The sequence below is a fragment of the Centipeda sp. (in: firmicutes) genome, from assembly GCF_057271695.1.
In genome coordinates this window covers 21,263-42,796 of the sequence record NZ_DBHIVL010000005.1, presented here as the reverse complement: position 1 = coordinate 42,796, position 21,534 = coordinate 21,263, and the positions used below count along the sequence as shown (strand labels likewise).

Annotated in this window: 19 protein-coding genes; 8 read left to right on the top strand and 11 right to left on the bottom strand. The window is 59.3% G+C overall.

The window, feature by feature from the left end:
* The first annotated feature begins 5 nt into the window (after positions 1 to 5).
* From ACO6BQ_RS01940 to ACO6BQ_RS01925, 4 genes are all read left to right on the top strand, one after another.
* Positions 6 to 2,171, top strand: a complete 2,166-nt coding sequence (locus ACO6BQ_RS01940) for a sulfatase-like hydrolase/transferase (RefSeq protein WP_489119197.1) — start codon at positions 6 to 8, stop codon at positions 2,169 to 2,171.
* 28 nt (positions 2,172 to 2,199) lie between these two features.
* Entirely contained in the window at positions 2,200 to 4,347 is a 2,148-nt protein-coding gene (locus ACO6BQ_RS01935; RefSeq protein WP_489119195.1) for a sulfatase-like hydrolase/transferase, read from the top strand.
* Entirely contained in the window at positions 4,344 to 5,459 is a 1,116-nt protein-coding gene (gene aepY, locus ACO6BQ_RS01930; RefSeq protein ID WP_489119192.1) for a phosphonopyruvate decarboxylase, read from the top strand. Before ACO6BQ_RS01935 ends, aepY begins: the two co-directional genes overlap by 4 nt.
* Positions 5,460 to 5,566: 107 nt before the next feature.
* Positions 5,567 to 6,286: a L,D-transpeptidase family protein gene (locus ACO6BQ_RS01925; protein WP_489119189.1), complete on the top strand. Its 720-nt coding sequence runs from the start codon at positions 5,567 to 5,569 to the stop codon at positions 6,284 to 6,286.
* 318 nt (positions 6,287 to 6,604) lie between these two features.
* Here the strand turns inward: ACO6BQ_RS01925 and ACO6BQ_RS01920 are convergent, their stop codons facing one another.
* The 4 genes from ACO6BQ_RS01920 to ACO6BQ_RS01905 all read right to left on the bottom strand — a co-directional run bounded on the left by ACO6BQ_RS01920 (position 6,605) and on the right by ACO6BQ_RS01905 (position 11,537).
* Positions 6,605 to 7,120: a hypothetical protein gene (locus ACO6BQ_RS01920; protein ID WP_489119187.1), complete on the bottom strand. Its 516-nt coding sequence runs from the start codon at positions 7,118 to 7,120 to the stop codon at positions 6,605 to 6,607.
* Positions 7,121 to 7,406: 286 nt separating this feature from the next.
* Positions 7,407 to 8,504, bottom strand: a complete 1,098-nt coding sequence (gene csaB / locus ACO6BQ_RS01915) for a polysaccharide pyruvyl transferase CsaB (protein WP_489119185.1) — start codon at positions 8,502 to 8,504, stop codon at positions 7,407 to 7,409.
* Between the two features lie 93 nt (positions 8,505 to 8,597).
* Positions 8,598 to 10,649 (bottom strand): DUF5693 family protein, encoded by a 2,052-nt coding sequence (locus ACO6BQ_RS01910; RefSeq protein WP_489119183.1) that lies wholly within the window; start codon positions 10,647 to 10,649, stop codon positions 8,598 to 8,600.
* 213 nt (positions 10,650 to 10,862) lie between these two features.
* The gene (locus tag ACO6BQ_RS01905) at positions 10,863 to 11,537 is read right to left on the bottom strand and encodes a DUF2993 domain-containing protein (protein ID WP_489119181.1); all 675 of its coding nucleotides are present in this window, start codon (positions 11,535 to 11,537) and stop codon (positions 10,863 to 10,865) included.
* A gap of 64 nt (positions 11,538 to 11,601) precedes the next feature.
* On the opposite strand from ACO6BQ_RS01905, the gene ACO6BQ_RS01900 reads away from it, so the two are divergent.
* Positions 11,602 to 11,715 carry a secretion protein HlyD gene (locus tag ACO6BQ_RS01900; protein ID WP_106626817.1) on the top strand — a complete coding sequence of 38 codons (114 nt, stop codon included), beginning with the start codon at positions 11,602 to 11,604 and terminating at the stop codon, positions 11,713 to 11,715.
* Here ACO6BQ_RS01900 and prfB read toward each other — a convergent pair.
* Complete coding sequence (prfB, locus tag ACO6BQ_RS01895; RefSeq protein WP_489119178.1) at positions 11,712 to 12,818, bottom strand: peptide chain release factor 2; 1,107 nt, start codon at positions 12,816 to 12,818, stop codon at positions 11,712 to 11,714. The genes ACO6BQ_RS01900 and prfB overlap by 4 nt on opposite strands.
* Positions 12,819 to 12,833: 15 nt before the next feature.
* Positions 12,834 to 15,479 (bottom strand): preprotein translocase subunit SecA, encoded by a 2,646-nt coding sequence (gene secA, locus ACO6BQ_RS01890; protein ID WP_489119176.1) that lies wholly within the window; start codon positions 15,477 to 15,479, stop codon positions 12,834 to 12,836.
* A gap of 328 nt (positions 15,480 to 15,807) precedes the next feature.
* Here secA and ACO6BQ_RS01885 point away from each other — a divergent pair, with 328 nt between their 5' ends.
* Positions 15,808 to 16,971, top strand: coding sequence for an ArnT family glycosyltransferase (locus tag ACO6BQ_RS01885; protein ID WP_489119174.1), 1,164 nt, complete (start codon positions 15,808 to 15,810; stop codon positions 16,969 to 16,971).
* Between the two features lie 6 nt (positions 16,972 to 16,977).
* The gene (locus ACO6BQ_RS01880) at positions 16,978 to 17,316 is read left to right on the top strand and encodes a hypothetical protein (RefSeq protein WP_489119172.1); all 339 of its coding nucleotides are present in this window, start codon (positions 16,978 to 16,980) and stop codon (positions 17,314 to 17,316) included.
* A 38-nt stretch (positions 17,317 to 17,354) separates the two neighbouring features.
* Here the strand turns inward: ACO6BQ_RS01880 and ACO6BQ_RS01875 are convergent, their stop codons facing one another.
* Positions 17,355 to 18,260 (bottom strand): LysR family transcriptional regulator, encoded by a 906-nt coding sequence (locus ACO6BQ_RS01875; RefSeq protein ID WP_489119170.1) that lies wholly within the window; start codon positions 18,258 to 18,260, stop codon positions 17,355 to 17,357.
* Positions 18,261 to 18,513: 253 nt separating this feature from the next.
* On the opposite strand from ACO6BQ_RS01875, the gene ACO6BQ_RS01870 reads away from it, so the two are divergent.
* On the top strand, positions 18,514 to 18,678 hold the full coding sequence (locus ACO6BQ_RS01870; protein ID WP_006305454.1) for a hypothetical protein: 165 nt from the start codon (positions 18,514 to 18,516) through the stop codon (positions 18,676 to 18,678).
* A 252-nt stretch (positions 18,679 to 18,930) separates the two neighbouring features.
* Here the strand turns inward: ACO6BQ_RS01870 and ACO6BQ_RS01865 are convergent, their stop codons facing one another.
* From ACO6BQ_RS01865 to ACO6BQ_RS01850, 4 genes are all read right to left on the bottom strand, one after another.
* Positions 18,931 to 19,080 carry a secretion protein HlyD gene (locus ACO6BQ_RS01865; protein ID WP_489119167.1) on the bottom strand — a complete coding sequence of 50 codons (150 nt, stop codon included), beginning with the start codon at positions 19,078 to 19,080 and terminating at the stop codon, positions 18,931 to 18,933.
* Positions 19,081 to 19,181: 101 nt separating this feature from the next.
* Positions 19,182 to 20,189 carry a hydrogenase expression/formation protein HypE gene (gene hypE / locus ACO6BQ_RS01860; RefSeq protein ID WP_489119165.1) on the bottom strand — a complete coding sequence of 336 codons (1,008 nt, stop codon included), beginning with the start codon at positions 20,187 to 20,189 and terminating at the stop codon, positions 19,182 to 19,184.
* Positions 20,179 to 21,288 (bottom strand): hydrogenase formation protein HypD, encoded by a 1,110-nt coding sequence (gene hypD / locus ACO6BQ_RS01855; RefSeq protein ID WP_489119163.1) that lies wholly within the window; start codon positions 21,286 to 21,288, stop codon positions 20,179 to 20,181. Before hypD ends, hypE begins: the two co-directional genes overlap by 11 nt.
* On the bottom strand, positions 21,285 to 21,524 hold the full coding sequence (locus ACO6BQ_RS01850) for a HypC/HybG/HupF family hydrogenase formation chaperone (protein ID WP_489119161.1): 240 nt from the start codon (positions 21,522 to 21,524) through the stop codon (positions 21,285 to 21,287). The genes hypD and ACO6BQ_RS01850 overlap by 4 nt, the downstream gene beginning before the upstream one ends.
* Between the last annotated feature and the right edge of the window lie 10 nt (positions 21,525 to 21,534).

Here is a 21,534-nt window from a genome sequence, read left to right as displayed (position 1 = left end):
GTAACGTGACGGATGATTTTTCGGTGTTTTGGCGCAATAATGACCGCGCCGCAGCACTTTTTTACGACCTTTTGGCACGTTCTGCGCGTGCGGAATACGACGACGACTATCTCGCCATCCTTGCCGCCTATCGGGAGGCTGCCCCCGAGAGCGAGAAGTCAGACATCTTCGCCGCACAGTACCTTCTCCACCACGGCGATGCAGAGAGTGCCATCGTCTGCGGCGAGCGTGCCTTTCGGAAACGTCCGCTCAATCTTGAGGTGTGGCGTGTACTCGCTGCCGCCTACAAGACGGTTGGTCGAGAGCTTGACGCTGTGACAATGCAGGGATATGCCTACGGTCTCTATCAGGGAGCGGCAACGGGTGGGGTTGACCTTGACCTCAGTCTGACCGAGGAGATGCAACATGAGGCATTGGGACGACTCACGTTTGCCGTCGGCAGGTGTCTGAACCCACCGATCACCGTCAGCCGCGCCTATTTCATGAATCCCGGGTTGGGCTTTCGCTACGATGCATTCATCGGCGAGGAGCTCCCGCTCACGATGCCGGAGGGCAGCCCGCGCTTTTGGAGCGCCCTCTACACCGAGAATGCGGGGCTCAGCGATCACAGCTATATGCTCTCGGAGGCACGTCACGATCCCTGGCTCGCACGCTACGGGCATCGCAGCATCTTCTTCGATCTGCAAAAGGCAAATGAAATCCGCGGCACGACCGAGATTCGTCTCCCCGCAGGGCGGGAGGCAATCGTCCCCATTGCGGGCACAGTTCCCGATCAGCGGCTGACCGTGACGACGGCATCCACAGGCACACGCGATCTCTATATCGGCAAATGGGCGTTCAGCTTCTTCCGCCTGAACGAAGATACCCGCCTCCATGCGGACGAGGCGGACACCTACGCCGTCGGCACACCGATCCTGCTCGGACACAGTCCGCAGCGCAAAAAACTGGTGCTGAACATTCTCGTCGACGGGCTTTCCTGGGCGGTCGCCCGCCCTCACGCGGAGACGCATCTGCCGAACATCATGCGCTTCTTTGCACGCGGTACGATTTTCGATCAGCATTTTACAACATCGGAACACACTCTGCCGTCATTTCCTGCGATCGAGACGGGCTTCTACCCCCATCACACGCATCTCTTCAACGCAAATGCGGGATGTGAACTGCCGCGCCACATGACGACAACGGCGGAGTACATGAAGGATCTCGGCTACTACTGCGCGATTCCCATGGGCGCGAATCAGGGGCTGTCCCACGGCGTGATGCGCGGCTATGACCGCGTGGTGGTCTCCTCGTGGATTCAAAACGCCGTCGACGGGGTGGATCACGTCCTGCGCCAGCTCCAGGCCTTTGACGAGGTGGATCAATACCTCTATCTTGCCGTGAATGACGTGCACCCCTACGACGGGCTCGGCTATAAGTTCGATACCGCGGTTGAGACCCATCTCCCGCTCTCCGATCGGTTCTTTGACCATACGGAACGCAAGGCGAGTGTCTTTTTGACCAATGCACGCATCTATCAGGAACAATACCTTGAACGGATACGGCAGGCCGATCGGAACATCGGCATCCTCCTTCGATATCTGGAGGAACACTTTTCCGAGGACGAGTACATTGTCAGTCTCTGCTCGGATCACGGCGTTCCCATATTCAACACAGTAGCGGCGGGCAGACACGACATCATCAGCACGAACGTCTCCAATGCAACGTGGATGCTGCGCGGCGCGGGCGTACCCGAGGGGGTTCGCGCAGACGAGCTGACCAGCATTGTCGACATCCATCCGACCCTCGCGCATCTGTGCGGCTTCCCCGCTGCCCCCGAGATCGACGGCAACCTCCCCGCCGTCTTCGGCGGCACGGCACGCGATGCGGTCTACACCTCCTCCCAGTATCCGGGGCAGACGTTCAAGCTCGCCGTACGCACGCATGACTACGCGCTGCGCCTGGAGACAAAGGAGGTCGTCGACGAGGACGGCACGGTCGACTGCGCGGGGGCGGAGGTGGGCATCTACCCGCGCACGCACGAGCTCGAAGCGGACTATGCCATGGACAGCGCGGCGTTGCGTGCCTTCTTCTATCCGCGTGCACGTGACTTCGTACGGGAGATTGCAAATAACGGTGAATTCTGGCCGGCGATGCGTGCGGCGCGGCCGGAGTGGTTCGGGGAGAATTGATGGTGGATAGCGCGGAAAGGAGCGTAACATGACGGATGATTTTTCGGTGTTCTGGCGAAACAACGACCGCGCCTATGAACTCTTTTACAATCTTTTGGCGCACGCGGAAAAGGGCGTCTATGACGACGACTTTCTCGCTCTGCTCGCCGCCTATCGGAAGGCGGATGGTGAGGCAGCACACGCGGATCTCTTTGCCGCGCAGTATCTCCTCCATCACGGTGATGCGGAGACCGCAGTCCTCTGCGCCGAGCGTGCCTATGCTCTGCGCCCGATCCAGGCGGTTCTCTGGGCTGTGCTCACACGTGCCTACGAAGCGCTCGGACGCTGGGCGGATGCACTCATCATGCAGGGCTATGCGGCAAAGCTCTACAATCTGCCGTTCCATGTGGGGCACTATCCGCCGGAGGTATTCACAGAGGAGGTGCTTGACCGTCTCTCCGCCGCGCTGTCCCGCCCCCCGTTCGCACCGATTGCCGTGCGTGCCTCCTACGATCCGGAGAAGGGCATCACGACGGAGGACGGAGTATTCGCCGGCGAATTCCTCCCCGTCGCCCCGCATATCACGCCGCCGCTCTACGTTGGGGTCTATGCGGAGCTGGGTCTACAAGGCGATAAGGCGTGGCAGCTGAACGCCTTGCGCAGTGCATACGGTGTTGCTTACTTCGGCGCGGGGGATTTCACCTTTGACCTCATCCGCTGTCAGCGCACAGGCGGCGCGGCACGCATCGAAATCTCGGAGGGAGCAGAGGCGGTGCTCCCCGTGATCGGCACGGTTCTGCCCGCGCTCGGCATACGACCGCCGCAGCAGCTCCGCGTGCGCACCTCCACCGTCGATACCATCGGATGGCTGAACGTGGCGACGCCGAATTTCTTCCGTCTGAACGAGAAGACGGAGCTCTCCTCGGAACAGGACTTCCTCGTGGGGCAGCCGATCCCGGTCAGACGCGATATGGAGCGTCCCCGTCTCGTGCTGAACATCCTCGCCGATGCCCTCCCATGGCAGGTGCTGCGCGGGAATTTCGCCGAGGAGATGCCACGCACGGCACGCTTCTTTGCGGAGGGGCTGATCTTTGATCAGCATTTTTCCGTTGCGGAGTATACGACGCCTTCCTTTGCCTCCATCGAGACGGGAATGTATCCCCATCGCAGCCAGCTCTTCAACAACAAGATCGGGATCCCCCTGCGGGAGGAATATGTGACACTCTCGGAGCGCATGCGCGATATGGGCTATATGACATCGAATCTGATGGGTGTCGGCGAGGGGATCTATACCGGTGCGGCGCGTGGCTATGATCGCTTTATCACATCCGCATACCGTCAGACAAACAACGAGGGGGTCGCACGCGTCATCCGCCACCTGGACGGGATGGGCGATGCGCACAATTTTATCCTCATCCACTCCTCCGATGTACACCCATGGCCCTCGCCGAGTTTCCAATATCCGACGGCAGCACAGGCACGGCTGCCGCTGGCGGCACGCATGACCGAGCCGATCGGTCCGATCCCGAGCCCCTACCTGCTGCCCAGCCCGCTGAGTCAGGAGGCATACCGCCTCGGCATGCGTGACCTCGACCGCTCGCTCGGGGTACTCTTCGACTATCTGGAGGAGCACTACAGCCCCGAGGAGTACATCGTAAATCTATACTCCGACCACGGCGTTTCCATCTTCAGTCCGCACCCCTACATTGTCGATCCGTACCTCACAGGAGCGTCGTGGATGATGCGTGGCGCGGGGATCCCACGCGGCGTATATACAGACGAACTCACCAGCCCCGTGGATATCTATCCGACCCTGGGGCATCTCTGCGGCTTCCCCGTCGATGACTACATTGACGGCGTGCTCCCGCGTGCATTCGGCGGGCAGGGACGCGCGATCACATTCAGCAACTCGCATTTCCCGACGAAGCCCTACTTCCTCGCGGCACGATCCGCATCTCACGTGCTCTGCCTGGAGACAGAGGAGCCTGTGGCGATGGACGGCACCGTGGACATCGCAAAGGCAAAGGTCGCGATCTACCCGCGTGAACACGAGCATGAAGCGGGCTATGAGGTGGACAACGCGGAGCTCCGCGCCTTCTTCTACCCGCGTGTACGGGACTTTTTGCAGCGGATTGCGAGCAACGGCGAGGTTTTCCCCGCGCCGAAAAACGATAAAAAGACACAGGAGCGTATATGAACGCAAGCGATCTCATCTCCGCGCTCGGCGCGGAGTTCTTCACGGGTGTCCCCGACTCGAAGCTGCGCCCGCTCGTCGATCACCTCATAGCGACCTACGGCGTACAGAGCCCCGCACACGTCATTGCGGTGAACGAGGGCAGCGCGACGGCACTCGCGGCGGGCTATCACCTCGCGACGGGCAAGATGCCGCTCGTCTACCTGCAGAACAGCGGGCTCGGCAACATTGTCAACCCGCTGCTTTCGCTGCTGCATGAGGAGGTCTACGGCATTCCGTGTATCTTCGTCATCGGCTGGCGCGGTGAGCCGGATCTGCACGATGAGCCGCAGCACCTCGTACAGGGGCGGCTCACCCTCCCGCTCCTTGAAACAATGGGCGTGAAAACAATGGTGCTGACGCGTGAGAGCACCCCCGCCGGGGTTGCTGCGTGGATAGAGGAAATGCGCCCCCACCTCGCGGGCGGCGGCCAGTGTGCTCTCCTCGTGCGCGACGGCGCACTCACAGCACCCAAACAGAAGTATGCGAACGACTATACGCTGCGCCGTGAGGAGGCGATCGCACACATCCTCGATGCAGCGGGAGACGCCATCATCGTCGCAACCACGGGCAAGACGGGACGAGAGCTCTTCGAGCTGCGGGAGAAACGCGGCGCGGATCACGCCCACGACTTCCTCACCGTTGGCTCGATGGGGCATGCGGGTGCAATCGCCCTTGGCATCGCTCTCCATCGTCCGCAGCGGCGCGTGATGGTCCTTGACGGTGACGGCGCGGCACTCATGCACATGGGCGCATTCGCAACCATCGGCGCAGCCGCTCCGCCGAACCTCGTCCACATCCTCCTCAACAACGAGGCACACGAGAGCGTCGGCGGCGCACCGACGGCGGCAGGCAGTATCAACTTCCCCGCCGTCGCCGCCAATGTCGGCTACCATGTCCTCCCCACCGCGCAGACAGCGGATGAACTCACGCATGCCCTCGCGCAGCTGCACGAGATGCGTGCCCTCACCTTCCTCGAAGTCCGCACCGCCATCGGTTCCCGTGCGGACCTTGGACGTCCGACAACGACGCCGCATGAGAATAAAGAGGCACTGATGCAGACGCTGAGAGCATAGCAGCGGGGTAGCAGATAGGAAGATTTTTCTCTGTCGAATGAAATGAAAGGAGATGTTTCCCATGCGTCCCCTGCTTCTCATCGGAAGAAGATCTGAGGCGATGAGCAATGACACAAAATGATCTGCGCTCCCTGCGCGTGCGCCAAAAACGACGCAGCTACACGCGCCTCTTTGCCCTGCTCGGCTTCGTCCTCGTGCTTGCCCTCGGCTATGGCGCATACCGCTATTTGAGTCCCGTGGACGAACCTCCTGCACGCGCCGCCGTAACCGCACACGACCGGACATCTGCACAGGAGCAGACAGCCCCCACATCTGCCGAAAATAAGGCGGCGGCTGCCCCCATCAGCGAACCAGCGGAGAAGCTCCCTGCCGAAACGCAGACAAAGCCCGCCGCACAGGCATCCACAGGTACGAGCATCCTCATCAAGAAGAGCGAGTTCCGCCTGTATCTCCTCGCGGACGGGAATCTCGTAAACTCGTGGCCGGTCGCACTCGGCAAGAACGCCGGACAGAAACGTGTGAGCGGCGACATGAAGACGCCCAACGGCATTTTTTCCATTGACGAAGTGCTTGACTCCTCCTACTGGACGCATGACTTTCATGACGGCAAGGGCGAGATCGAGGGCGCATACGGCCCGTACTTCATCAGTCTCGATACCTCGGATCTCTCGGGCGGCGCATGGGACGGCATCGGCATCCACGGCACGCACGATCCCGCAAGCATTGGGACATGCGCCTCCGAGGGCTGCATCCGTATGCACAACAGCGATCTTCTCGCGCTCAAGAAGCAGATCAGTGTCGGCACACGGGTGACGATTGAGGAGTGAGTGAGCGAGCAAAAAGCCGCCTCCCTGCATGGAGACGGCTTTTCCTATAGAAAATACGTTTGTGTTTTGTTCGTTCCTGGAGTATAGGAAGCACTGATAAATTCAGCACCATCATCTTGACGCATCTTTTTTGCCCGCACTTCGGCGAAAAATCCTCCACAGAGCACTCCTCTGCGTCCGGTTTTCCGCCTCGTTCGGACGAAAAATCTACACCAATCTGGCAGGCCTCATTTTATCAGCGATTCCCTAAAAAGAAACAGCACCTCCACCTGAATAAGATGGAGGTGCTGGACGTGTGCTCTACACGCTATATTGCTCCTACTCCTGCCAATACTTTGCGTGGTTCTTGCGATAGGTCTCGGAGTCTTTTGTCTTGATTTCTTCCTCTAGCTTCTGCACCTGCTGCTTCACAGATGCCTTTTCGCTTGGATCAGCGATCTGCTGTATGCTCGACTGGAGCTTCTGCTTGCGCTGCTTCAGGCGGCTGACCTCCTGATCGACATTCTGATCCGACGATACCGTCACAGGAACTCCATCCTCCTGATCGCCCACTGCGGGCTGCACTGCGGACGAGGGCTTCTCTGCTTCCTCTCTAAGCACAGGCTTCTCAGTAGGTGCGAGCACAGGTTTCGCGTCAGCGTTCACGTCGCCAGCCTTCGCAGAAAGTGCTACACCCTTCTTTGAAATCTCAGCGATTGCCGCAGGACCAACGTCGTGCGGTGTAACCTCTTCCGCCTTCTGCTCATCAAGTTTCGGTGTCTGCACAGCTCTTTGCAGTCCCTGCACATCCTCTAGCGCATGATTCTTCTGATGCAATCCTGGAATATGTGGCATATAGACCCCCCCTCTTTCCCTATTGGTGACAATATTAAATCACATGAACCCGAAATAATTACCACCCCAAGAGGCATTCATATTGTTCCCTAGGCGGCAACCACAACGGCAAACACGCCATGGGCGAGCATGTCCTTGCATAAGACGAGCCTGCTTCTTGAGTTTTTTCAGCGTATTCCTAAAAAAGTAACTTGTAGATTTCGGAAAGATGCCGCCTAGGGCGTTCTTTCTGTTTTTATTATAGCAACGATTGTATTGATTGACAAGCAGAAAATGTAACATAAAATTACATTTTCTTCCGCACCAGCCCCATCGCAAGCTCGGCATTGCGTGCGGCTAGGGTGCGCATCTGCGCGAGGAGGTCGGCGTTTGCCGCCGTGAATGTACTGCGTGCCGCCCATTTGCGGCGCACCTCCTTGAGAACGCTCGCGGTCGTGATGTCCTGCAGGTCGTTGACGGGCTTCTCGCCGATGGAGCGGAGGAAGCGGTCAACCTTCGGGTCGTAGGAGATGCCAATCATGGGGACGCCCATGACGCCCGCGAAGATTAGTGCGTGCAGGCGTACGCCGATCATCAGATCCATATTGGCGACGAGGGAGAGCAGCTCACTCGTACTGTACTCATCCGCAAGGACGGTGCACTCCTCTTTCGTCCATGCGGCGACGGTCTTTGCCGTGCGCACGTCCTCGGGGTACTGCATGGGGAGAAAGACGACGCGTGCGTCCATCTCGCAGACGATGGCGTCGCTGATCTCGGCGAGGATCTCCTTGTAGTGCTGCCAGCCCTGCCAGTCGCGCACGGAGATGCCGACGACGGGCTTTGCACCGTCCGCTCCATAGCGGCTGAGGATGGCACGCCCCGCCTCCCGTCCGACGGGATGGATGCCGAGCACGGGATCTGCCGTGCACTCCATCGGCGGACGTGTGATGCCAAGGCGACGCAGTTCCGCCATCGAGCCCTCGTCCCGTACGGTGATGAGGGAGACGCGGTTGCCGAGCCAGCGCATACACTGGCAGGCAAAACGCCCCGTGACAGGACCGATGCCCTGTGCATAGAGCATGACCTTTTTATCAAGCATGAGCGCGAGCAGGATAATGCCCATGTAGTAGTAAAGGCTGCGGCGGCTCGTGACGTTCTGGAGGAGGCTGCCGCCGCCGCTGATGAGAAGGTCGGTGCGGCGCAGTGCCCCGAGGATTCCGCCCATGGCAAAGGAGCCGACGGCGTGTACGCCGTGGCGACGTTCAGTGTCCGCAGGGTCGGCACTGATGACGGTGATATGAAGTTCCGGGTCCAAATCCGCGAGTACTTCAAGCATCGCCGCGAGCATGGCTTCATCGCCCGCGTTCTTCGCTCCGTAGTACCCCGATACAACGATCCGCTTCATCGGGTGAAATGCCCTCCGTTCCGTTTTCCCATTCCTATGACAATCTTCCTTTATTGCACAAAGCGCCCCTTCCGCCCTTACAAGGAGGCGATACTATACCGCTTTCCGCACGCGCTCCAAGAGATGATTCCATGCCGCGACAAGCGCGACAAGCACGACACCAATCGCACCGCCGAGGAAGACGCCGCCGATGCCGCGCACGAGCGACATTTCCACAGGAGTTCTCATATGTGCAAAGGTCTCGACCATCGACCCCTGTCCAATGGTCGCAGCGAGCACGAGCCCGAAGATGATCCACGTCTTCCACCGCCGCGCCGCCCCGTAGAACGCAAGCAGGAAGGCGGGGTGTCCGATCATGAATTCCTTCGTACGCGGGCGCGCGTAAAAGAGCTGTTCCAGTGCCGCGCGCATCTTGAGCTCGACGCCGGGCACGGGCATCCCCGAGGTGTGTCCGCTCCGCAGGACGAGAACGACGAGGGCGCCGATGAGAACGAGTCCGCCGAGGAGTGAGCCGACGCGCACGGGGGTCGCCATGATCTCCCGCAGCTGTCCGAGCACGCCCGCCGAGGCATCGAACTGCCCGTCAAAGATGTCAAACCGCTGCATGAATGCGACAGCGACAAGGATCATCGGCAGAACAAACGTGAGCTTGATCCCACGGAAGATGTCGAACTCAAGGAGATAGCGCGTATCCGTGAGTGCCCCCGAGAGATAGGACGCGCCGATCATGGAGAGCGCACTTGTAATGCCGAGCAGTACCAGCCCCGCGACGAGGATGCGCCATGTGGGCGCATTTTTCTGGAAACGCCGTCCGCGCAGGAGGTCGAGCAGCGCGACGATGGCGAGCGTGGGAAAGAGGTTCGCGCTCGCGAGTGCCGCGACAACGCGCACCTTGCTACCTGCGCCGATGAGGATCGGCATCATCGTGATGAGTGCCGCCACGGCAAAGAAGAGCAGAACCGCCTTTCTCCGTCGGTTCAGCGCGGGGATGATGAGTGAGAGGTAGAGCACTCCCGCCGCCGCAACGCCCATGATGACGAGTGCGCGCAGGATGTGTGAGGGCTCGTAGGAGGCGAACATGCCCGCCCGCCCGATCGTAAAGCCCTTTGCCTCGAGCGCGGCGCGTGTGTCCGCGAAGTACTTCATATTCGTCTCGAGGAGGCTCATATCAGGCGCGGGCTCGTCATAGATGCGCAGGAGATCGATGCGGATGTTCCGCTCCTCGTCCGTCGTCACCCAACGCTCGACAGAGGCATCGATCTTGAGCTTTTTCAGTTCGTCCTTCGGGATGGCGTAAAGACGTGCAACGTGGTCGTAGCCAACCCCCTTCGCGATCTCGTCCATGCCCTGCTGTTTGTAAAACTGCAGCTGGGTCACGCCCTCGATCAGTCCGAGCGGGAGGCGGCGTGCGTTCATCTCGTCGATGGTTGTCTGGAGTGCCTTCGGTGCGCCGAGCGTCTCCTGCCCCGAAAAGACGATTGCCGAGACGGCAATGCCGTCCATGCGGGAGAACACCGCGTGCACATCCTCGGGCGTGCAGTCATGGTAGTTCGAGGGACGCGCAATCACATCAAAGCCCGCCGCATTGACGGCACGCATCTCATCGGACGGCAGCCCGATGTTGCGCTTCTCGAATGCCTCATAGTGATCCTTGACCGCGATGACCTCATCCGTGCCGACCGTATACACGGTGACCCGCGCCGCACCAAAGCGGCGAAGGAGATCCTCCTTCAGCTCGGCATAGGTCACGGGGTCATGCGAGACGACGTAAATCTCTGTGCCGACGATCTTGCCTTCCTCTACCAATGTGCGCCAGCGCGGATCGGTGAGTGTACCCGTGTGATAGGCGGCGAGAAGATCCGCGCCCTGGACGGCGTTTGCCTTGCCGTTTTTGTTGAATTTTTCAAAGGTCGTCTCGTAGACGGCGAGCGAGGTAATCCCCGCCTCCTTCGCGCGGGCGAGCACCTGCTCAGCAGGCAGTCCCTCGCGTGCGGCGAGCTCCAACAGCCCCTCGTAGTCGATGGCGAGCTCCACCGTGCGGGACTTCTCCTCGACGGCATGACGCTCCATCCCGATGAGGAGGCTCGCGATGAATCCGATGAGGATTGCCGCGAGCAGAATCGGATGATAGTGAAATTTCTTCATGTATGATTCCTTGTTACTGTGATGCACGCCCCACGCGAACGCTTAGTTACGCAAGCGGTCGTACACTTATCTGCCTAAATACCTGCGGACTTCTTAAACGCGCTTCGCTTGAACGAAAGAAATCCGCAGGGGGCAGAACGTGTACTTTCCCCGCTTGCTCCACTAGGGTTCGCTTTGGGGCGTTGCACCACATTCGTTCAAGCACATCTATTCTTATTTCCCCGCCGTGAGGATCACCACGCCGTCCTTCGCCTCGACCGTCTGGAATGCAAGGCCAAAGGGGAGGGTGTCAGCGCGTGCGACAAGCACATCAGGGAAAATCCCGTCGAGACTGAGGGCGTTGAGCCCAAGCCCCCGCGCAGAGATGCGTGTCGCCTTGTAGTAGAGGTCACCGCTCTCAATCGCAAAACCACCCTCGAGCGTCACCTCAAAGGTCTGCCCAAAGGCACGCGTCTTCGCCGTAGCGAGGACATTGCCCGGCTGCACGGTGACGGCGACATCGGCGAATTTATCCGCCGCATTCGTGATGAGCTCGCGAATCGCATCCGCATCCACCACGCCCCGCATTTCGATGTGCTCCGCCTCGGTGAGGATCAGCTCCTGCGTCGAGAGGAGCGTGCCCACATCAAAGCGCAGATTTGTGCCCGTGACCGTCAGCTCGCGCACAAACAGCTTGCCGATGCGCCCCTGACGGAGCACACCGTCCATCGCGCCGATCTCACCAAAGATGAGGCGCGGGCTGTCCATGATCGAAAGCTGCACATCCTGTGCGCCCGTGCGCTCGCGCAGCCCATCCGTCACCATTGATGTGACAGCGCGCGGCAGCGTGACCACGCCGCACACAATACTCACGGCAAGAAAGAGGATAAGGGCAGATACTTTCCACATGATGAACTCCTTAGGGAATCGCTGATAAAATAGGCCCTCAGATTGGCGTAGATTTTTTCGTCCGATTGAGGCAGCAAACCGGACGCATAGCCAAAGCTACGTAGAGGATTTGCTAACGAAAAGCGGGCAAAAAAGATGCGCTAAGATGGCGCGGCTGAATTTATCAGTGCTTCCCTAAATCTCGTGATTTGCCTTTGCATTCAGATATGCGCGGATGAAGGGGTCGATGTCCCCGTCCATGACCGCCTGTACGTTGCCCGTCTCGGCGTTCGTGCGCACGTCCTTCACCATCGTATATGGCTGAAACACATAGGAGCGGATCTGGCTGCCCCACTCGATCTTCTGCTGTACGCCCTCGAGTTTGGCGATCTCCTCTTCCTTTTTCTCCTGCTCCAGCTCAAATAGCTTCGCGCGGAGCATCTTGAGACACTGCTCCTTGTTCTGGAGCTGTGACCGCTCGTTCTGGCACTGCACGACGATGCCCGTCGGCTCGTGCGTCATGCGCACGGCGGACGAGGTCTTGTTGATGTGCTGTCCGCCCGCACCGCTCGCGCGGAAATAGTCGACGCGCACATCGTCCATATTGATGGGGACTTCCACAGCATCGTCAATTTCCGGCATAACATCGCACGCAGAGAACGACGTGTGCCGCCGCGCCTGCGAGTCAAACGGCGAAATGCGTACAAGGCGGTGGACGCCCTTCTCGGACTTGAGGAAGCCATAGGCGTTGTGCCCCTTGATAAAGAGCGTTGCAGACTTTACGCCCGCCTCGTCGCCCGGCTGCAGGTCAGCGGTATCGACGGTAAAGCCGTGCCGCTCCGCCCAGCGTCCGTACATCCGCAGGAGCATCTGCGTCCAGTCCTGCGCCTCCGTGCCGCCCGCGCCCGCGTGGAGTGTGAGAATCGCGTCGTTCGCGTCGTACTCGCCCGAGAGCAGCACCTCAAGCTGGAGCGTCTCAAGCCCCTCGGCGATGAGGTTCAGCTCCGCGCGGATGTCCCCCTCCATCGAAGGATCGCTCTCCTCGATGCCCATCTCGTAGAGCGTCTCGGCATCCTCGTACTTCGCCTTGAGGTCACGGTAGGTATCCACGCCGCCCTTCAGCGCGGCGAGCTCCTGATTCAGCTTCTGCGCTGCCGCCGCATCGTCCCAAAAGGACGGCTCGCTCATCTTGTATTCGAGCTCGGCGATCTTCTCCTCCTTCGCGGGGATCTCCAGAGAGATGCGCATCTGATCGAGCTTCTCGCCCAGATCATTCAGTATCGGTTTCAGATCTTCCAGCATAATATGTTCCTTAAATTATTTATTCTTCCCGTGGCAGTTCTTATACTTCTTGCCGCTGCCGCAGGGACACGGGTCGTTGCGCCCGACCTTCTTGCCGTCCTCGTCCTTCTTCGCACTCTTTGCCTCGGCGGGAACGGACTCGTCGCCGTGCGAGGCGCGTGCAGTCGAGAGGTGATCCTCGAGCTTTGACCGCTCGCGTGCGAGGAGCTGCTCGGCGCGGCGCTGTGCGCCCTCGTCCACCACGGGTGCGGGGCGCGACGTACCATCCTCCGCCACAGGGGCAGCGGGCGGTGCAGACTGCGGTGTCACGATGCTCACATGGTACATGAGCGAGGCGATCTGATCCATGATGGACGCCTCCATCTCCTCGAACATCGTGAGAGCCTCGATCTTGTACTCGACAAGAGGGTTGCGCTGTCCATACGCACGCAGGTTGATGCCCTCGCGCAGCATATCCATATGGTCGAGGTGATCCATCCATTTCTGATCGACGACGCGGAGCATGACGACCTTCTCGAGCTCGCGCATATTCTCCTCACCAAACAGCAGCTCGCGCGTGCGGTAGCCCTCCTCCGCGACCTTCTCGAGTTCCTCCTGGATCTCGTCGCGTGCAAGTACCTCGAGTTCCGCTTTTTTCAATCGACCCGCAGGTGCGTACACCTTCTCCGCATCCTCGATGAGCGCGTCCAGCTGCCACTCCTCGGGGTAGAGCTTCTCGTTCGCGTACTGCGTCATCTCGTCCTTGATGATGTGCTTCACCATCGCGAGGATGTTCTCGCGCAGGTTCTCCCCCTTGAGGATCTTCTTGCGCTCGCCGTAGATGACCTCACGCTGCTGGTTCATGACATCGTCGTACTCGAGGACGTGCTTGCGGATGTCGAAGTTGCGCGCCTCGACCTTCTTCTGTGCGTGCTCGATGGAGCGTGTGATGATCGCGTGCTCGATCGGCTCGTCCTCCTCCATGCCGAGGCGATCCATGATGCCGGCGATGCGGTCGGAGGCAAAGAGACGCATCAGATCGTCCTCGAGCGAGAGGAAGAACTTCGACGCGCCGGGGTCGCCCTGACGACCCGAACGTCCGCGCAGCTGATTGTCAATGCGCCGCGATTCGTGGCGTTCTGTACCGACAATGTATAGTCCGCCGAGTGCCTCAACACCCTCGCCGAGCTTGATGTCCGTGCCGCGTCCCGCCATATTCGTAGCGATGGTAACCGCGCCTTTTTGCCCCGCATTTGCGACGATCTCGGCTTCCTTCTCGTGGAACTTTGCATTTAGAACGACGTGCGGGATGCCGTTTTTCTTGAGGACGTTCGACATCTCCTCGGACTGCGTGATCGAGGTCGTGCCGATGAGGACCGGCTGCCCCGTCTCGTGGATCTCCTTGACAGCTCTGCCGACGGCGCGGTACTTCGCCGCCTTCGTCTTGTAGATGACATCCGGCTCATCGATGCGCTGGACGGGCTTGTTCGTCGGGATGACGATGACGGGCAGATTGTAAATTTTCAGGAATTCGTTTTCCTCGGTCTTTGCCGTGCCCGTCATGCCCGCGAGCTTGTCGTACATACGGAAGTAGTTTTGGAAGGTGATGCTCGCGAGGGTCTGTGACTCGCGCTGGATCTTCACGCCCTCCTTCGCCTCGATCGCCTGATGAAGCCCGTCGGAGTAGCGGCGTCCCTCCATCAGTCGACCCGTGAACTCATCGACAATGACGATCTCGTCGTTCCGCACGACATAGTCGCGGTCGCGGTGCATCAGAGCCTTCGCGCGCAGTGCCGCCGTAAAGCAGTGCGATAGTTCGATGTTCTCGGGGGCGTAGAGGTTCGTGATACCGACGATTTTTTCAATTTTGGGTACGGCAGAGTCGGCGGGTGCGACGGTCTTCTGTTTCTCGTCAACCGTGTAGTCCTCGCCCTCCTTCAGGTGGCGCACCGCCTCCGCCATGACGCGGTAGTTGTCCGTGGACTTCGTGCCCGGCCCCGAGATGATGAGCGGCGTACGCGCCTCGTCGATGAGGATGGAATCCACCTCGTCAACGATGGCGTAGTGAAGCGGCCGCTGCACCATCTGCGCCTCGGAGAGCACCATGTTGTCGCGCAGGTAGTCAAAACCGAACTCATTGTTCGTGCCGAACGTCACGTCCGCCGCGTACGCCGCCTTGCGCTCGGGAAAGTCCATGTTGTGCGCGATGAGACCGACCGAAAGTCCGAGGTAGCGGTAGAGCTTGCCCATCCACTCGCTGTCACGGCGTGCGAGGTAGTCGTTGACGGTGACGACGTGGACGCCCTTGCCCTCGAGTGCGTTCAGATAGACCGCCGTCGTCGCGACGAGGGTCTTGCCCTCGCCTGTGCGCATCTCCGCAATCCGCCCCTCGTGGAGGCAGATGCCGCCGATCATCTGCACGTCAAAATGACGCATGCCGAGTACGCGGCGCGAGGTCTCACGTACGACGGCAAACGCCTCGGGCAGGATCTCCTCCATCGTCACGCCCTCTGCGAGCTGCTCGCGGAATTTGCGCGTATAGCCTGTGAGTTTGTCATCGGTAAGGTTTGCCATCGTGGGCTCGAGCGCGTTGATCTGCTCAACGATGCCACGGTAGCGCGCGATCTCCTTGTCATTGTTGTCGCCAAGGAAGCGTTTGAGAATCGAAGATATTCCGAACAAGTAGTTTCACACTCCTATGTTTGTGCTGTGGCTCTATGATAATACCGTACGCAAAAAAACCTGTGCCAAGACAGTATTCGTTTCATTATAACACAAAGCCCCCGCCTTTGCATAATAAATGTTGCAAGGGCGGGGGCAGGGCAAATTGGACGTTTAAGGATCGCTGATAAAATGATAGAATCGCAGCATACATCGACCCATCAAGAAAACTTGACGAAACATGGTAGTCATGTTAAAGTAATATGAAAACCAGAATAACATCCTTATGGAGAAGTCGCTCTATGTGCATGCGCTGCACGATGGACTATAGTAATCGGGAGGAAATGCTGTGACGGAAACCGGAAAACACCTGACTCTTTTGCTTCTGCTGTGTGCCATGTTCTTTCTCGGAAACGAGACACTCGCCATCACCGATCAGGTAGAGTCGAACTATGTGCTTACGGCAAAGGAAATGCTTGCTTCGGGCGACTATTTTTCGCCACGCATCTATGGAAGGTACTGGTATGATAAGCCGGCATTCTTCTACTGGGAGCTGATCGCTGCCTTTTCGATCTTCGGCACGACAGATTTTGCGGCACGACTCTTCCCCGGTATATTCGCAAGCATCGGCGTTCTCCTGACCTACGCATTTGGGCGGCAGATCTACGATGCGCGAACGGGATTCTTCGCCGCAGGCATTCTCGCAACCTCCTTTGGCTACTGGATCGTTGCAAAAAGCGTCATTACCGACGCAACGCTGTTCGTTTTTCTCAATGCCTCACTCGCGTTCTTCTACCTCGGATACAGGCGTGATCGACGACTCTACTATGCGTCATGGCTTGCTGCGGGGCTTGCCGTACTGACGAAGGGGCCCGTCGGCATCGTCCTGCCGGGGCTCATCATTCTCGCATTCCTGCTCGTACGCCGCAATATCGGCGAACTGTTGCGCATGAAACTGCTCGGACTCGGACTCTTTGTTCTTGTGGGCGGCAGCTGGTACGCAGGAATGTACGCACTGCATGGCACGGATTTCATCTCGAACTTCTTCGGGGTACACAATGTCCTGCGTGCGACCGTCGCGGAACACGGCGCGTGGGATGTCTGGTATTTCTACACCGCCATCTTCCTTGTCATCTTCTTCCCGTGGAGCTTCATGTTGATCCTTCCACTGATCCGCCGTCTGCACAGAGGACTACGGGGGATTGCGCCGGATACGATCTTTCTCCTGATCTGGGCACTTGGTGTCAACGCATTCTTTCAGTTGATGGCGACAAAATACTCGACCTATACCCTACCGGCACTGATGCCCTTTGCCCTGCTTACAGCACGTCTCCTGATGCCATATGGACATTTCATGCGCCGTCTGGCGATCTCTGCCGCGCTGATCGGGGGAGGGGGAACCATTATCCTTTTTTCTTCCATTGACGCACTGGACGGACGTATCGCTACGGCTCTCGAAGTGCCGGGACAGTCGGGGTATCGTGCGGTTGAGCTGTTCTCGGGAAAATGGTAGGCATCCGTGCTAAACAAGCATGTGAGGGAGGACGACCTCATCGTTTCCTATGGGGAGTATCAGACCTCAGTGGTCTACTATGCGGATCACATGGTCTACGATCTCATCCCTGCGGCAGAGCACGCACAGCGAACGGGTTCGGGCATGGACTGGCGACGTAAATATGTCATGCCGGTGTTGACGTTCGAGGAGTTGCCACACGACCGCGACATCTATCTGCTCTGGGATACACGACGTAGTCAAAAAATCGACGAGCACCTGTCCCCTGGGGAGTGGCAGATGCTCGCCGCGCAAAAACATATCCGTATTTACAGACGCATAAAACAGAGCACTGCGGAACAATGATACACAAGCACACATCCCGTCTGACGACATCGCTGCCGTCAGACGGTTTTCTTCTTCCCGTCGCCGAGCAGTTCCTTTGTCAGACCGCGCAGGTAGTTCATAACGAGGCGCACGTCGTCGAAGGTCTGGCGTCCCTTTTTCGTCACAAGTCCGCTGTTGATGAAGATGGGGTCGAGCAGGGGGATCTGGACGAAGTTGTCCGTCGGCAGCACGGACGGCCGTGCGAGGAAGGTCGAGCCGATCCCCGCGTGCACGAGGTTCTTGACGGTGTGGAGGTAGGGCGAGTAGTGGATGACGTTCGGCTTTTCCCCCGCGCGTCCATACGCATCCTGCACGAGGCGGTCAATGAAGAAGTTGCTGTCGAGCATGATGAGCGGCTCGTCCTTCAGCTCCATGACGCTGAGGGCGTGCCGCCGTGCAAAGGGGTGGTCGGGGCGCGTAACAAAGGTACACTCGCAGTCAAAGAGTTTCGCGTACGAGAGGCGTGCGCTGAAATCGACGGTGTAGTTCGTCAGCGCAAAGTCCAGCTTTTCCTCCTCGACCATCTGGAGCGCACTCACGCCGCCTGTCTCGATGATCTCAAGGTCGATCTCGGGGTGCTCGCGGCGAAAGTCGCCGAGGATATGCGGCAGGAAGATGCCGCCGAGCTGCAGCGGCATTGCAATCCGCACCTTTGCATGACGGTGTGCCATGTCGCGAATCTCGGCGTCCAGGCGCGCGACCTCCGTGAGGATGTACGAGACCTTGCCGAGGAGTTTCGCGCCGTCCGCCGTGACCGTAATCTTGCGTCCCTCGCGGTGGAACAGGTTCAGCCCCGTCTCCGCCTCGAGTGCCTGCATGGCGACGGTGACGGTCGGCTGTGAGACGTGCAGGTGCTCCGCCGCCTTTGTGATGTTCTGCCACTGGCATACCTCGTAGAAATATCGCATCTGTACCAACGTCATCCGGCTCATCTCCCTTAGTATGATTCCTGGTGCCATTTGCCCCCCCTATATTAGTTTACTATATATCGAAATAGCGGAATAGTATAAAAGTCACACATGAAATAAATTTTTTTCATAGGTTGACACTATCATTTTATCAGAAAGAAATATTTTATACAATACAGAAAAAGTGCTAAGTTAAGGAAGCACTGATACATTCAGCACGGACAGAGAGGTGCGGCAGGGCAGAAATCGACAGAAAAGGGGAACTGAAATGGCAGTCTATTTTGCAGATGCGGTGGAGCGTTTTGTCGAGGATATGCTTGAGGCGAACGCGGACAATCTCAAGGCGTTCGAGACGAAGCCGGGCGTGTACTCCAACGTCGACCCGGACACACACCACGATGTTGAGATCCCCGACGTGCATCTCACGAAGTAATACAGCTTACTATCATCCTACTACAGATAGATAAGGGAAGAATCGGGGAGAAAGGCTAGGTTCTCAGCGATTCTTCAAGAAAAAAGCGGGCGGCTGACCACTGCCCGCTTTTTCGTGCGTGGAAAATTGCAAACCAAAATTTCTGCGTATGCAATCCATGGAGATATGTGCCCCAAAGTGAATCCTAGTGGAGCAAGTGAGTAAAGCGTGCGTTCTGCCCCCGACGAATTTCGTCGTTCAACTGAAGGACGTTTAGGGAAGCACTGATAAATTCAGCCGCGCCATCTCGACGCATCTTTTTTGCCCGCACTGTGTCGGCAAATCCTCCACATAGCCCCTGCTATGCGTCCGGTTTGCCTCCTTGTTCGGACAAAAAATCTGTACCAATCCGACAGACTTCATTTTATCAGCGATTCCTTAGAAATTCGTCGGTATTTAGGCAGATAAGCACACGATCACTTGCGAAACGAGGTGTTCACGAGGGGTACATACCGAAATACCTCTCAGCAAATGCGCGGCACAAGGGCCCCGAGCGGCAGATCCACGACGCGGATGCCGCCGAGTGCGGTACGCAAGCCGACTGCACCCGCCGCCTCCGCCGTCGTATGACCGATGACGCACGCAGCACGTCCGTGCGGGTCGGCGTGCATGACGGCGAGGACGCGCTCCGTGTCTTCGGGCGGGACAAAGGCGAGGAGTTTCCCCTCGTTCGCGAGTGTGAGCGGGTCGAATCCGAGGATGTCGCAGACTCCCTGCACGGCGGGATGGACGGGGATTGCCGCCTCGTCCAGCAGGATGCCGACGCCCGCCGCACCCGCGAGTTCGTTCAGCGATGCCGCCACGCCGCCGCGCGTCGGGTCGCGCAGGACGGCGATGGAGGGAGCCGCCGCGAGCATCGCTGCCGTCATGTGGCAGAGCGGCGCACTGTCACTCATGATCTCAGGCGGCAGTGTCAGATTGTGCCGCGCCGCCATGACCGTAGCCGCATGGTCGCCGAGCGTACCCGAAACGATGATGTCCATGCCCGCCTTGATGTTCGTCGGAGCGATGTCCACGCCCGCGATCAGCTCCCCAACACCCGCCGTGTTGATGTAGATGCCGTCGCCGCAGCCGCGCGGCACAACCTTCGTATCACCCGTGACGATGAGAACGCCCGCCTCCTGTGCCGCCGTGCGGATGTCGCGCACGATGCGGCGCAGGGTCTCCATCGGGAAGCCCTCCTCGAGGATCACGGCGAGCGAGAGCCAGCGCGGGACTGCGCCCGTCATCGCCAGATCGTTGACCGTCCCGCAGACGGCAAGCCGCCCGATGCTCCCGCCGGGGAAGAAATGCGGCTGCACGACGTAGGAGTCCGTCGTAAACGCAACGCGTCCCGCATTGGGCAGGATTGCACCGTCATGCAGTGTATTGAGGATCGTATTGCCGAGCTCCGGCAGCACGACCTCCTCCATCAGCGCGTGACTCATCTTTCCGCCCGCACCGTGCGCGAGTGTGATGACCTCATGCTCCATAGCGGAATTTTCCTCCCCCATATTTATACCATGCGGCACACGTTCCCTCGACCGACACCATGCACGGGCCGATCGCGTGCTCCGGCACACAGACCCTGCCAAAGAGCGCACAGTCACGCGGCACGATTGCACCGCGCAGCACTTCGCCGCAGCGGCATCCGTTCCGCCCATCCCCAACCGTCGCATGCGCGAGCGGACGTACGCAGGCAAAGTCGAACGCCGCATATTCCTCCCGCATCACGAGCCCCGAGGCGGGGATTTCACCCAGCCCGCGCCAACGCACCGTCGCAGGTTCATAGACACGCTCGATTGCCGCACGCGCGACCGGATTGCCCTCCCGCCGCACAACCGTCTCGTATGCGTTCTTGATGCGCACCTCCCCTGCGCCGATCTGATGCACAATCATCTGCAAGGCACGCAGAATCTCAAGCGGGGCAAAGCCGCCCACAACGCCGGGGATATGGTAGTCCCGCGCGAGGAAGTCAAAGGCATCCGTCCCCGTCACCACCGAGACGTGTCCCGGCAGGAGGAAGCCGTCAACGCGCGTCTCCCCGCCATCGAGGAGCGCACGCATCACGGGCGGGACGAGCTTTTGCGCGGAGAGCAAAAAGAAGTTCCCGCGCCCCTGCGCCTCTGCTGCGAGCACCGCCGCAGCCTCGGTTGGCGCAGTCGTTTCAAATCCGACGGCAAGGAATACAACCTGCTTGCTCGGATTTTCCGCTGCGACCGTGAGCGCGTCGAGCGGCGAGTAGACGATGCGGACATCCGCGCCCTGTGCCTGCACCTCGGCAAGGCTTGAATGCGTACCCGGCACCTTCAGCATATCGCCGAACGTTGTGATGATGACATCCTCCATCCCCGCATACGCAATCGCCGCGTCGATGTAGTCGTCCGCCGTCACACAGACAGGGCAGCCGGGCCCCGAGACCAGCTCGATGCCCTCGGGCAGAATCTGCCGCAGTCCCGCGCGAAAAATCGCAACCGTGTGCGTGCCGCAAACCTCCATAATGCGGATGCTCCTGCTCCGTGCCGCGAGAATGCGGCGCAGATCCGCAACGATCTCCGAGGCAGCCTGCCGCGTGTCCTGTGCGCTCCTCATGGGATGCTCTCCACCATACGCGGCGCACCGCGCATCTCCGCCCGCAGAGCCTCGATGCGCTCCGCCTCTTCATGATCGACAATCTGCATCGCAAAGCCCGCGTGGACGAGCACATAGTCCCCCACCGCCGCCTTGGGCAACAGCATGAGACTTGCCGCGCGGCGCACCCCGCTCACCTCCACCGAGGCAAGCTGATCCTGTATGTCAACGATTTTTGCAGGAACTGCTAAACACATAGTTTCTCCT